Origin of the sequence: Xanthobacter aminoxidans (assembly GCF_043193615.1) — a bacterium.
GTDB classification, from domain to species: Bacteria; Pseudomonadota; Alphaproteobacteria; order Rhizobiales; family Xanthobacteraceae; genus Xanthobacter; species Xanthobacter aminoxidans.
The window spans coordinates 592,045-605,045 of sequence record NZ_JBAFUS010000001.1; the positions used below are offsets into that span (position 1 = coordinate 592,045).

Consider the following 13,001-nt stretch of genomic DNA (forward strand, 5'->3'; position numbering starts at 1 on the left):
CCCCTTGCGGGAGAGGGTGGATCGCGGCGCAGCCGCGAGACGGGTGAGGGGGCTGGCGCCGCAAAAGCAGGCGCCGAGGCGGGTCCCGCGATCACCCCTCACCCCCAGCCCCTCTCCCGCAAGGGGAGAGGGGAGGCAGGGCGGGGAGACCCCTCTCCCCTCGCGGGAGAGGGTGGATCGCGGCGCAGCCGCGAGACGGGTGAGGGGGCTGGCGCCGCAAAAGCCGATGCCCGAGGCGGACGGGGGAAAGAGAAAACAATGCCGACGAAAGAACGCCTCTACCTCTTCGACACCACCCTGCGCGACGGGGCGCAGACGAACGGTGTCGATTTCACCGTGGCCGACAAGCTCAGGGTGCTCTCCCTGCTGGACCGGTTGGGCGTGGACTATGTGGAGGCCGGCTATCCCGGCGCCAATCCCACGGACACGCAGCTTTTTGCCGAGAAGCACGAGGCGAAGGCCCGCCTCACCGCTTTCGGCATGACCAAGCGCCCCGGCCGCTCCGCCTCCAACGACCCCGGCGTGGCGGCGCTGCTGGCGGCCCATTCCGATGCCATCTGCTTCGTCGCCAAGTCCTCCGCCTATCAGGTGCGGGTGGCGCTGGAGACGACCAAGGAGGAGAACCTCGCCTCCATCCGCGAGAGCGTCGAGGCGGCCATTGCCGCCGGGCGCGAGGCGCTGGTGGATTGCGAGCATTTCTTCGACGGCTTCAAGGAAGACCGCGACTTCGCCCTCGCCTGCGCCCGCACCGCCTATGAGGCCGGCGCGCGCTGGGTGGTGCTGTGCGACACCAATGGCGGCACCCTGCCCCACGAGGTGGAGGCCATCGTCGCCGAGGTGGTGAAGGTGGTGCCGGGCACCAATGTGGGCATCCACGCCCACAACGACACCGAGCAGGCGGTGGCCAATTCGCTGGCCGCCGTCCGCGCCGGCGCGCGGCAGATCCAGGGCACGCTCAACGGCCTCGGCGAGCGCTGCGGCAACGCCAATCTCTGCTCGCTCATCCCCACCCTCTTGCTCAAGAAGGATTATGCGGCGCGCTTCGACATCGGCGTGGGCGAGGAGGCGCTGGGCGAATTGGTCCACGTCTCCCGCACGCTGGACGAGATGCTGAACCGCGCCCCCGACCGCCATGCGCCTTACGTGGGCGAGAGCGCTTTCGCCACCAAGGCCGGCATCCACGCCTCGGCCATCCTGAAGGACCCCGCCACCTACGAGCACATCGCCCCGGAAAAGGTGGGCAACCGCCGCCGGGTGATGGTCTCCGACCAGGCCGGCCGCTCCAACGTATTGTCCGAGCTGGAGCGCCTCGGCGTGCCGGTGGACAAGAAGGACCCGCGCATCTCCCGCCTTCTGGAAGAGGTGAAGGAGCGCGAGGCGCTGGGCTATTCCTACGAGGCGGCGGACGCCTCCTTCGCCCTGCTGGCGCGGCGGATGCTTGGCTCGGTGCCGGACTATTTCGCGGTGGAGCGCTTCAAGGTGAATGTGGAGCGGCGCTACAACGCGCAGGGCGAGCTTGTCACCGTCGCCGAGGCCATCGTGAAGGTGAAGGTGGACGACGAGACCATGATCTCCGCCGCCGAGGGCAACGGCCCGGTGAACGCGCTGGACGTGGCCCTGCGCAAGGATCTCGGCAAGTACCAGCCCTTCATCTCCGGCCTGCATCTCACCGACTATCGCGTGCGCGTGCTCAACGGCGGCACGGAGGCGGTGACGCGGGTGCTGATCGAGAGCGCGGACGAGACCGGCGACCGCTGGACCACGGTGGGCGTCTCCCCCAACATCATCGACGCCTCCTTCGAGGCGCTCTTGGATTCCATCACCTGGAAGCTGCTGAAGGAAGGCGCGCCGGCCTGACGGGCTCGCGAGCCGGAATGTGAAAAGGCCGGGCTGCGAAGGCCCGGCCTTTTCTTTTTTCAGTCCTGCGCTGGAGCCGTCAGCGCCCTGCCCTCACTCCGCCGCGGCGGGCGGGGGCGGCGCGACTTCCGGGGCGGGCGTGTAGATCAGGCCGCCGCCGTCGCGGAACTTCTGGGCCATTTCGGCCATGCCCGAGGAGGCGAGGTTGTCGGCCTGGGCGCGGGCGATGTCGCCGGCTTCCAGCTTCAGCTCCTGCGAGATCTTCATGGAGCAGAACTTCGGCCCGCACATGGAGCAGAAGTGCGCCACCTTGGCGCCCTCGGCGGGGAGCGTCTCGTCGTGGAAGCGCTCGGCCGTCTCCGGGTCGAGCGAGAGCGCGAACTGGTCGCGCCAGCGGAAGGAGAAGCGGGCCCGGGAGAGCGCATCGTCGCGGATGCGCGCGGCCGGGTGGCCCTTGGCGAGGTCGGCGGCGTGGGCGGCGATCTTGTAGGAGATGACGCCGGTCTTCACGTCGTCGCGGTCGGGCAGGCCGAGATGCTCCTTCGGCGTGACGTAGCAGAGCATCGCCGTGCCGAACCAGCCGATCATCGCCGCGCCGATGGCGGAGGAGATGTGGTCGTAGCCGGGGGAGATGTCCGTCACCAGCGGGCCGAGGGTGTAGAACGGCGCCTCGTGGCAGACCTTGAGCTGCTTCTCCACATTCTCGCGGATGAGGTGGAGCGGCACGTGGCCGGGGCCCTCGATCATCACCTGGCAGTCGTACTTCCAGGCGATCTCGGTGAGCTGGCCGAGCGTCTCCAGCTCGGCGAACTGCGCGGCGTCGTTGGCGTCGGCGATGGAGCCGGGGCGCAGGCCGTCGCCGAGGGAGAAGGCCACGTCATACTGGGCGAGGATCTCGCACAGCTCTTCGAAATGCTCGTAGAGGAAGCTCTCCTTGTGGTGCGCGAGGCACCACTTGGCCATGATGGAGCCGCCGCGCGAGACGATGCCGGTGACGCGGTTGGCGGTGAGCGGCACGAAGGGCAGGCGCACGCCGGCGTGCACCGTCATGTAGTCCACGCCCTGCTCGGCCTGCTCGATCACCGTGTCGCGGAAGATCTCCCAGGTCAGGTCCTCAGCGACGCCGTTCACCTTCTCCAGTGCCTGATAGAGCGGCACGGTGCCGATGGGCACCGGCGAGTTGCGCATGATCCATTCGCGGATGGTGTGGATGTTCTTGCCCGTGGAGAGGTCCATCACCGTGTCGGCGCCCCAGCGGGTGGCCCACACCAGCTTGTCCACCTCTTCCGCCACGCCCGAGGTCACGGCCGAATTGCCGATGTTGGCGTTGATCTTCACGAGGAAGTTCCGGCCGATGGCCATCGGCTCGGTTTCGGGGTGGTTGATGTTGTTGGGGATGATGGCGCGGCCGCGCGCCACTTCCTGCCGCACGAATTCCGGCGTGATCTCGGCGGGGATCGCCGCGCCGAGGCCCATGGCCTGATGGTGGGGGTGGGCGCCGCCGTTCACCTTGGCGAGGTTCTCGCGGGCGGCGACATATTCCATCTCGGGCGTGATGATGCCGGCGCGGGCATAGGCCATCTGGGTCGGGCGCTTGCCCGCCTTGGCGCGCAGCGGCCTGCGGCCGGAGAGATCGAACTGCGGCAGGGTGGAGGACTGGCCCTCCTTCAGGCCGTTGTCCTCGGGGCGGACGGCGCGGGCCTCCACCTCTTCCACGTCGCCGCGCTCGCGAATCCACTGGGCGCGCAGCTGCGGCAGGCCCTTGGTGAGGTCGATGACGGCATCGAGGTCGGTATAGGGGCCGGAGGTGTCGTACACCTTCACCGGCGGCTCGGACGGATCGGTCAGCGCGATCTCGCGCATGGCGACGCGCACGTCCGGCCGGGTGGCGGAAACGAACACCTTGCGCGAATGGGGCAGCGGCCCGGTGGTGACTTTCAGGGAGGACGTCGAGGCTTCGTCCAGCATTGCGGATCTCCGTTCAGCTTGCGCTTTCAACGAGAACCGGGGTGTTGAGCTAGGAGACGGGTGCGGAGCGACGCTGAGCGCCGGGAAGCACAAGTTCCGATCCCTTCGCCGGTATGACCCGGATCAGGTTCGAAGGGTCATCGCGGCGCCGCGGAGCATGACCCCCGCGAACTTGCGATATCTCAGCCCCTTCCGGGACCCCCCTTGGAACAGTGACACTGTGATGTATACGAAAGCCCAATGTCAACGCTGCACTGCAGCACGCGCATAGGTCAAGTCACCCAATTGGGAATGCCGGCGGTATTGGAACGCGCCGCGAAGCCGACTAGACCAGCCCTCCCACATCGCAAGGAGCATGGGCATATGGGCATGGCTGAAGACGGCACGATCCGCCACGACTGGACCGTTGACGAGATCGCGGCCCTCATGGACCTGCCCTTGCTGGAGCTGGTCGGCCGGGCCAATGCCGTCCACCGCGCCAATCACGATCCCAACGAAGTGCAGCGGGCGAGCCTGCTCTCCATCAAGACCGGCGGCTGCCCGGAGGATTGCGCCTATTGCTCCCAGTCCGCCCGCCATGCGGAAGTGGACCTGACGCGCGAGAAGTTCCTCGATCCCGCCTCCGTCATCGCCCTCGCCGGGCAGGCGCAGGCCAACGGCGCCGAGCGCTTCTGCATGGGCGCGGCGTGGCGGCGGGTGAAGGAAGGGCGCGAGTTCGACGCCGTGCTGGAGATGGTGCGCGGCGTGCGCGGGCTCGGCATGGAAGCCTGCGTGACGCTCGGCATGCTGGAGCCGCATCAGGCCCAGCGCCTCGCCGAGGCCGGGCTCACCGCCTACAACCACAATCTCGATACGGGGCCGGATTTCTACGGCGAGATCGTCACCACCCGCACCTATGCGGACCGCATCGACACCCTCACCTGCGTGCGCGCGGCGGGCATCGAATTGTGCTCCGGCGGCATCATCGGCATGGGCGAGACCATGCGCGACCGCGCGGCCATGCTGCAGGTGCTGGCGGGGTTCGATCCGCATCCCGAAAGCGTGCCGGTGAATGCGCTGGTGGCGGTGGAAGGCACGCCGCTGGCCGATCGCCCGCCGGTGGACCCGCTGGAGATCGTGCGCATGGTCGCCACCGCCCGCCTCGTCATGCCCGCCTCGCGGGTGCGCCTCTCGGCCGGACGCGCTGCCCTCAGCCGCGAGGCGCAGATCCTGTGCTTCCTCGCGGGGGCGAATTCGGTGTTCTACGGGGACACGCTGCTCACCACCCCCAATGCCGGCCTCGGCGCGGATGCCGCGCTGTTCGAGGCCATCGGCGGCGCCTGATGGGCGGGGGTAGGCGGAGATCAGGAGACCCTCGCACCCCGGACGCATGCAGCGATCAGCGGAATGCGAGCCGGGGTCCAGCGCAAGAAACCGCCGCAGGCGCTTCAATTCAACGGCTCAGGAGAATCGCCGGCTGCGCCGGACTCTCCCCTGGTCCCCGGCTCAGCGCTCCGTCTGCGCCGTCGCTTGGCCGGGGAGCGAGGCAGCCATGGGCCGCCTCGCCACGTTTCACGCCGCGAGGTGAGCGTGGTGCAGGCGCACCCGGTCGTGGTTGCGCGACTGGGCGCGGTCTTCCTTGTTCGGGCGCTGCTGGGCCTTGACCTGGCGCAGCACCTCGTCGAGCCGGGTGAGGGCATCGCTGGCGGCGTGCTCCTCGCGGCTCGATCCCGCCTCCCAGGCGGCCTCGTTGCGGAAATCCTCGGCCTGCGCTTCCTGCGCCAGATAGGCGCGAACCTCGAGCAGCGCTGCCGTGAGGTTGGTTTGGGAGCTCATGTGTCTTGCCCTTGATCGTCACGAGTCTTGGTGCGTGCTCTTGCTGGTCTAATACGGCCGGGTCGTGGCGAAAAAGGGGGTCTCCAAGGGTCATACGCTGCGGAAATCCCTCACTTTTTCGCCATCTGCCCCCACCGTGCCACACCTGTCCCAGCGTCAGCCTTGCCATAAGAAGCCGGCAACCATGTTCCCGCCGGCATGTGGATGGCGGCCGGCGGGTGCTGGCCGCATCCGGGCGGGCGGGCTAAAGTCGGACGGCGAAAGCCTTATGGCGCTTGATCTTGGCCGGACATACCTAATGGAAGCTTACCATCAGCTCCTGCGCCGCATTCTCGATGAGGGCGTGCGCAAGGACGACCGGACCGGCACCGGCACCCTCTCGGTGTTCGGGCACCAGATGCGATTCGATCTGGCGCGCGGCTTCCCCCTCGTGACCACCAAGAAGCTGCACCTGAAATCCATCGTCCACGAGCTTCTGTGGTTCCTCGCCGGCGACACCAACATCCGCTACCTCAAGGAAAACGGCGTCTCCATCTGGGACGAGTGGGCCGACGCCAAGGGCGATCTCGGCCCGGTCTACGGCCACCAGTGGCGCTCGTGGCCGACGCCGGAGGGCGGCGTGATCGACCAGATCGCGCAGGTGGTCTCCGATATCCGCCGCAACCCTGATTCGCGCCGCCTCATCGTCACCGCCTGGAACCCGGCGGACGTGGCGAAGATGGCCCTGCCCCCCTGCCACTGCCTGTTCCAGTTCTACGTGCTGGAGGGCAAGCTCTCCTGCCAGCTCTACCAGCGCTCGGCGGACGTGTTCCTCGGCGTGCCGTTCAACATCGCCTCCTATGCGCTGCTCACCCACATGGTGGCGCAGGTGACGGGGCTCGGCGTCGGCGACTTCGTCCATACGCTGGGCGATGCGCACCTCTATGTGAACCACCTCGATCAGGCCCGCGAGCAGCTCTCCCGCACCCCGCGCGCCCTGCCCTCCCTGCGGCTGAACCCGGCGGTGAGCGACCTCTTCGCCTTCCGCTACGAGGACATCGAGATCGTGAACTACGATCCCCACCCGGCCATCAAGGCCCCTGTGGCGGTCTAGCCGCCCGCAGCCATCCGGCCCGCCAAACCATGATCGAGACGCTGTTCCTGCCCGGCGCAACGGGAGACGCCGGGTTCTGGAAGCCCGTCGCGGCCCGGGCCGCATGGGACGGCATGTTCTTCTCCTGGCCCGGACTGGGCAGCCAGCCGGCCAGCGCGGACGTGAACAGCATCGATGATCTCGTCGGGCAGGTCGCGGACCGGATGCGCCAGCCGGTGGCCATCGTCGCCCAGTCCATGGGCGGCTACATCGCGCTCAGGCTCGCACTCGCCTTCCCCCACCTCGTCCGGACACTCGTTCTGTGCGTCACCTCCGGCGGGGTTCCGGTGGCTGATCTCGGCGGAGAAGACTGGCGCCCGGACTATTTCGGCGCCTTCCCGCACGCGGCGCGGTGGATCGCCGATCCCGTCGCGGATCTCTCCGACCGGTTGCCCTCGGTCCGCGCGCCGACGCTGCTGCTGTGGGGCGACGCCGATCCCATCAGCCCGGTGGCGGTCGGGGAAAGGCTGGCGCGCCTGCTGCCAAACTCGCGCCTGTGCATCCTGCCGGGGGCGGGACATGATCTGGCGCAGACCCACGCGGCGGCGGTAGCGGACGAGATCCGGCGTCATCTGATCGCGACTTCGTAAGCCTATTGAGCCGGGGCGGAGCATCTTCGGGCTTGTCCGGGTGCGGACTTCGTCCTTAGCTCACGCGCGGGATCGGGCGGCCCCATAAGCAAGATCATGCCCGCATTTGGACTCAACAGGGCTGTAGCAGCCCGATCGCGGCCGGGCCTTGCCCCGCGCAGCGGCACCTTGAGGGAGGAAGCCATGGCCGGAACGGGTGATCTTCTGGGACAGCTCATCGGCGCGGCGCTCGGCTCGGGCAGCGTGCGGGGCGGCGGCGCGCAGCAAAGCGGAGGCGGACTGCCGGGCGGGCTCGGCGACATTCTCGGACAGGTGCTCGGCGGCGGCGCGGGCGGCAGTGGCGCGGGCGGCGGCGCGCAGGGCGGCGGCGGCCTGCCGGGCGGGCTGGGCGACATCCTCGGACAGGTGCTCGGCGGCGGCAGCCAGCGCGGCGGATCGGGCGGAGCGCCGTCGGGACTGCCCGGCGGCCTCGGCGACATCCTGGGCCAGGTGCTCGGCGGCGGACGCGGAGCGCCGCAGGGTGGTCCGTCCGGCGGCGGAGCGGGCGGTTCCTCCGGCGGGCTGGAGGACATTCTCGGCCAGATTCTCGGTGGTGGCGCGGGCGGGCCGTCCGGCGGCTCCACGCAGGGGGGCGGCATGTCGGGCGGCGCGGGCGGAGGTCTCGGCGATCTCGCCTCGGAGGCCCTCGGCCGCGGCGGCTCGTCCACGGCCGGCGGCTATCCCCAGCCGGAGCCGGTCCCGCCTTCCGACTATCGCCAGCCGCAGCCCTCGCCCCAGCCCGGCCATCAACCCTCCGCCTCGGGCGGCAGCGACCTGATGCGATATGGCGGCCTCGCCATCATGGGGATGCTGGCCTGGAAGGCGTACCGCAAGTGGCAGGCGGGGGCCGGCGGACGCGCGGCCTTCACCTCCGGCACGCCGGACGCCGCCTTCTCCCCCGCCGCCGCGCCGGGTGGGCCGGAAGCCTTCTCCGGCGTGCTGCTCTCGGCCATGGCGGCCGCCGCGCAGGCCGACGGGGAGATCGATGAGGAGGAGGTCTCGCGCATCGGCGGCGGGCTGGAGCGCATGGGTGCCGGCTCTCCCCAGCGGGATGCCCTCATCGCCATCCTCACCACGCCGGTGGACCCCAACGAGGTGGTCGCCGCCGCGACGACGCCGGAGGCTGCGCTGCAGATCTACGCGGCCTCCGCCCTCGCCATCCGGCCGGACAACGACGCCGAGCACGCCTATCTGGACTGGCTCGCCGGCGCGCTGGGCATCGAACCCGGCCTCAAGGCGCAGATCGAAGGCGAGCTGAACGCCTGAGGAAGTCCGCCACGCTCAGGCGCCACGCGGGCTTGCAATGTGCTTCCGCTCAGGCGCCACGCGGGCTTGAAGTTCACGCCATCGTGCAGGCCGCGGCCGTAACGCTGCCGCAGGGGCCGGCGTAAGGGGAAGCAGGCGCCGGGCGGGCGCCTGCGCAGCTTTGCCGAAAGGTCCCGATGCCCCTGTTTCACGAGCGGTCCGGCCGTTTCAGCCCCGAGAAGACCCTGTTCCTCGTTTCCAGCATCCTGCCGGCGGTGTGGCTCGTGGGCCTTGCCGCCAACGGCCAGCTCGGCGCGCGGCCGTGGACCGAGGCGATCCATTTCACCGGCCTGTGGGCCATCCGCTTCCTCGCGGTGACGCTGGCGGTGACGCCGCTGCGGCGGCTGTTCAACATGCCGAAGCTGCACTTCGGCCGGCGCATCTTCGGCCTCGCCGCGCTCGGATACGCGGCGCTGCACCTCACGCTCTACATCATCGATCAGGGCTTCGGCCGGGCGCTGAGCGAGATCGTGCTGCGCATCTATCTCACCATCGGCGCGGTAGCGGTGGGGCTGCTCGTGGCGCTGGGCGCCACCTCCACCGACGGCGCCATCCGGCGGCTCGGCGCGACGCGCTGGAACCGGCTGCATATGGCCGTCTACGCCATCGCGGTGCTGGGCTCGGTGCATTTCTTCATGCAGTCGAAGCTTGATGTCACCGAGCCGGTGCTGATGGCCGGCATCTTCCTGCTGCTCTTCGCTTTCCGCGTCGCCGGGCGCGGCGGGAAGGCCGTCTCGCCCCTCGCCATGGCGGGCTTGTCCGTGGCCGGGGCAGCGCTCACGGCGGGCGTGGAAATGCTCTGGTATGCGCTGGCGACGCGGGTGGACCCGTTTCTGGTGCTGGATGCCAATTTCACCCTCGACCTCGGCCCCCGCCCGGCCGTGTGGGTGCTGGTGATCGGCCTCTGCGTGGCGGCGCTGGCCGCCATCAACCCGCCCGCCCCCCGTGCCGCCGGCCGCCGCGCGGCGATGACCGGCAAGACGACGACTGGAAATACGATGACCGGAAGTACGGAAGGCGCCGGCGCCTGAAACGGCGAAAGGAAGGGGTGCCCTGAGCCCCCTTCCTCCCGCGTGACGCCGGGCTGAACCCGTCTCGCACCCCGGACGCATGCAACGAAGTGGAATTCGATCCGGGGTCCAGCGCAACAGACCGCCGAAGGCGCTTCCTGCCCCGCCGCTCTGAGGCTTGGCCCCGCTGCGCGGGTGTTTCCCCTGGACCCCGGATCGGCGCTCCGGCTTCGCCGTCGCTGGTCCGGGGAACAGAGGAGACCGCCTCACGCCGCGGCGCGTTCCGGCACCGGCAGGCCGAGCCATTCGGTGTAGAAGGCGTCGATGTCGGGCTGGAAGTCGTGGATCACCGGATACCAGGGGGTCGGCGCCTCCACGTCATGGAGCGTGCCGCACTCGGGGCAGAAATATTCCCGGATCACCTGCCACGAGGGCGTCGGGGCCATGAGGCGGGGATAGATCTCCTCCATCTTCTGCGGCGTGTCGCGGACGTGGACGCGGGCATGCAGCTTCCAATTGTCCTTCCAGTCGCAGAAATCGTGGCCGCACTCGCAGCGCACGGTCCACTTCTTCGAGACCTTCTGCTGCACGATGTAGAGCTTCGGACCGAGCGGCAGGATGATCTTCTCATCCCACGGAACGCGCTCCTGCAGGATCTCCACATAGGTCACGAACCGCTCGGGGTCCTTCGGCGTGGAGAGCATCTGGTGCAGCGTATCGGGATCGATCTTGCCTTCCACGAGATCGACGATCTTGGCGCGGGTATAGGACATGGTTTCCTCCTGAATATTTCTGGGTTTCCTCGCCTCTCCGCGCGGAGAGGGCTTTCTGGATTTGTCATGCCCGGGCTTGTCCCGGCCATGACGGCCGTAAGAAAAAGCGGGCGGCGGCGCGGACCGCCGCCCAGTGGAGGGATCACTCCTCCACGAACTGCACGGTGCGCACGTCCGGCAGCTCGGAGATGTCCATGGAGTAGCGCGAGCCGTAGGTGGGGATGCCGATGTCTTCCTCGTTCAGCACCCAGCTCTCCGGCAGGTCCCAGAAGGCCCGGAACTCGCGCTCGAACTTCGGGCCCAGCTTGAAGGAGGCGGCGAACATCTGCTGCACCTGGGTGCCCGCATCCTTGGCGAGGATCTTCTCGCGCTCGCCCTTCATCCACTCGCGGGTGGGGACGGACTTGGCGATGCGCGCCTTGCGGATGTCCGCACGGGCGGCCTTGGTCGCCGCCTCGTCCACCACCACGAGGCCGCCGGCCCCCTTCTTCACCACCACGCCGTAGACATCGCCGGCGAGGCGCTCCAGCACGTAGCCGCCGTTGATGTCGTCGGCCACCGCCTGCGGCTCACGGTCGAGCGGATCACCGAAGCCGGGGCCGCCGCGCATGTAGTTGAGGTAGAGGTCGTAGTCGGAGAACATCTCCTCGGTGGTGATGGCCTGCTTGTCGCGCTTGATCTGCGCCTTGGGCAGCATCGCGTCCCAGGTGGGGTTCTCCGGGTCGGTGTCGCCGCCGAGCGGGATGTCGGCGCCGGAGGCGATCAGCTCCTTCAGCCCGGTCTGGTGGGCGGCGAAGCGATAGCCGGAGGCGGCGGGATAACCGCCCATCAGGCCCCAGTCGGACGAGATGTGGCCGTTGCCCATGAAGAACATGGTCCAGTCCTTGGCGTTCCAGACCATGCGCAGGCTCTCGAAGCCACAGCCGCCGCGATACTTGCCGGAGCCGCCCGAGGAGGCCTTGATCTGCCGGCCGAGATAGATCAGCGGCTCGGCCAGTTCCCAGATCTCCATGTCGCCCATGTCGCCTTCCGGGTTCCAGATGGCGGCGGCGTGGGAGAGGCCGTCCTGCACCGCGGTCGCCCCGGTGCCGTTGGCGGCGCACTCGAACGAGTTCACGGCGTGGATTTCGTCATACTGGTTGAAGCCGCCGCCCTGCAGCCAGTTGGAGGTGTTGGCGTTGCCCGCGTTCACCTCCTCCAGATAGCCGCGGCCGAAATAGGAGCGCGACAGGCCGCGCCACAGGGCCGTCCAGGCCGACACCAGGAAGTGCCAGGAATAGGAGAAGGCGACGCGGCGGTCGTCCGGGTTCATCCAGGTGCCCTTGGGCAGGCGGAACTCGGTGCCGTAGGCGGCGCCGTCGTTGATCATCTCCGAGGGGATGAGCGTCTGGGTCATCATCACCCAGATGCCGGAGGTGAAGCTCACCTGATGGGCATTGTAGGTGTGCCAGCCCCAGCGGCTCGACCCCTCGAAATCCAGCCGCCAGGAGCCGTCCTTGCGGATGGTCATCTCGCAGGGGGCATGCATGATGGTGTCGAGCTTGGCGAAGTCGGAGGGCACCCGCACGTCCTCATGGGCGTAGGGCACGTCCACGAAGCCCACCTGCCGGTAGGTGCCGGGTATGGTCATGGCCTTGATGCGCGCCTGAAGGCCGAGGCGGCCGTGCTCCACCGCCTCGTAGGCGAACTTCCAGTAGGCCTCGATGCCCTCTTCCGCGACCACCTCTTCCACCAGCTTGCGGATCATGTGGCAGCCGGCGATGCGGGTGCGCTCGTCCAGCATCCAGTAGCGGGTGGTGCGCACCATGCGCTGGCTCTCGTGCAGCCAGTCGCGGAACAGTTCGTCGTTGGCGCCCACCTTGCGGCAGGTGATCTGGTAGCCATCGCCGAAGCGCTGCACCTGCCCGGTGGCCATGGAGCCCGGCCCCACCGCGCCGGTGTCGATGACGTGGGTGACGCCGCCCACCCAGCCGATCAGTTCGCCCTCCCAGAAGATGGGAACGATGGTGTGGATGTCGCAGGGGTGGACGTTACCGATGAGGCAGTCGTTGTTGCAGAAAATGTCCTTGTCCTGGACGCCCGGATTGGCCTCCCACTCGTTCTCGATCATGTATTTGATGGCCGCACCCATGGTTCCCACATGGATGATGATGCCGGTGGAGGTGAGAAGGCTGTCGCCCGCCGCATTGTAGAGGGTGAAGCACAATTCGCCCTCCTGCTCGACGATGGGAGAGGCCGCGATCTTCTTCGCGGTTTCGCGCGCATCCACCACGCCGGCGCGCAGGCGCGAGAACAGCTTGTTGTAGAGGATGGGCTCGCTCTCGCGCAGCTCCAGCTTCTTGAGGCCGGCATAGTGGCCGGTGGCCTTGGTGGCCGTCATCAGCCGGTCGCGATGCTCTTTGAGCGTCTCGCCGCCACGGACGATGCCGCGGGTGGCGCCCTGAAGGCTGGTCTGGTTGACGTTGACGTTCATGGGTTCGTTTCCTCTTGAGATTGTTTGGGTTTGCTCCCC

The 13,001-nt window shown here is 68.5% G+C and carries 10 protein-coding genes and 1 riboswitch; of the genes, 6 read left to right on the forward strand and 4 right to left on the reverse strand.

The window, feature by feature from the left end; all coding sequences use genetic code 11:
• Positions 1-258: 258 nt before the first annotated feature.
• Positions 259-1,857: a citramalate synthase gene (gene cimA, locus V5F74_RS02655; protein ID WP_394007458.1), complete on the forward strand. Its 1,599-nt coding sequence runs from the start codon at positions 259-261 to the stop codon at positions 1,855-1,857.
• Between the two features lie 93 nt (positions 1,858-1,950).
• On the opposite strand, the gene thiC is transcribed toward cimA, so the two are convergent.
• Positions 1,951-3,825 (reverse strand): phosphomethylpyrimidine synthase ThiC, encoded by a 1,875-nt coding sequence (thiC, locus tag V5F74_RS02660; protein ID WP_029558022.1) that lies wholly within the window; start codon positions 3,823-3,825, stop codon positions 1,951-1,953.
• Between the two features lie 82 nt (positions 3,826-3,907).
• Positions 3,908-4,040: riboswitch (TPP riboswitch) on the reverse strand.
• Between the two features lie 148 nt (positions 4,041-4,188).
• Here thiC and bioB point away from each other — a divergent pair.
• Positions 4,189-5,148, forward strand: a complete 960-nt coding sequence (bioB, locus tag V5F74_RS02665) for a biotin synthase BioB (RefSeq protein ID WP_374252754.1) — start codon at positions 4,189-4,191, stop codon at positions 5,146-5,148.
• 228 nt (positions 5,149-5,376) lie between these two features.
• Here the strand turns inward: bioB and V5F74_RS02670 are convergent, their stop codons facing one another.
• The gene (locus tag V5F74_RS02670) at positions 5,377-5,640 is read right to left on the reverse strand and encodes a hypothetical protein (protein WP_374252752.1); all 264 of its coding nucleotides are present in this window, start codon (positions 5,638-5,640) and stop codon (positions 5,377-5,379) included.
• A 298-nt stretch (positions 5,641-5,938) separates the two neighbouring features.
• Here V5F74_RS02670 and V5F74_RS02675 point away from each other — a divergent pair, with 298 nt between their 5' ends.
• The 4 genes from V5F74_RS02675 (at position 5,939) to V5F74_RS02690 (ending at position 9,737) form a co-directional block, all read left to right on the forward strand.
• On the forward strand, positions 5,939-6,733 hold the full coding sequence (locus V5F74_RS02675) for a thymidylate synthase (RefSeq protein WP_394006131.1): 795 nt from the start codon (positions 5,939-5,941) through the stop codon (positions 6,731-6,733).
• 29 nt (positions 6,734-6,762) lie between these two features.
• On the forward strand, positions 6,763-7,362 hold the full coding sequence (locus tag V5F74_RS02680) for an alpha/beta fold hydrolase (RefSeq protein WP_394006133.1): 600 nt from the start codon (positions 6,763-6,765) through the stop codon (positions 7,360-7,362).
• 183 nt (positions 7,363-7,545) lie between these two features.
• Positions 7,546-8,667 carry a tellurite resistance TerB family protein gene (locus V5F74_RS02685; RefSeq protein WP_394006135.1) on the forward strand — a complete coding sequence of 374 codons (1,122 nt, stop codon included), beginning with the start codon at positions 7,546-7,548 and terminating at the stop codon, positions 8,665-8,667.
• A 176-nt stretch (positions 8,668-8,843) separates the two neighbouring features.
• Positions 8,844-9,737, forward strand: coding sequence for a protein-methionine-sulfoxide reductase heme-binding subunit MsrQ (locus tag V5F74_RS02690; protein ID WP_394006137.1), 894 nt, complete (start codon positions 8,844-8,846; stop codon positions 9,735-9,737).
• Between the two features lie 245 nt (positions 9,738-9,982).
• Here the strand turns inward: V5F74_RS02690 and V5F74_RS02695 are convergent, their stop codons facing one another.
• Positions 9,983-10,489 carry an acetone carboxylase subunit gamma gene (locus tag V5F74_RS02695; protein ID WP_024279572.1) on the reverse strand — a complete coding sequence of 169 codons (507 nt, stop codon included), beginning with the start codon at positions 10,487-10,489 and terminating at the stop codon, positions 9,983-9,985.
• 142 nt (positions 10,490-10,631) lie between these two features.
• A complete protein-coding gene (locus tag V5F74_RS02700) occupies positions 10,632-12,962 on the reverse strand; it encodes a hydantoinase B/oxoprolinase family protein (RefSeq protein WP_250166605.1) in 2,331 nt (776 codons plus the stop codon).
• Positions 12,963-13,001 lie beyond the last annotated feature (39 nt).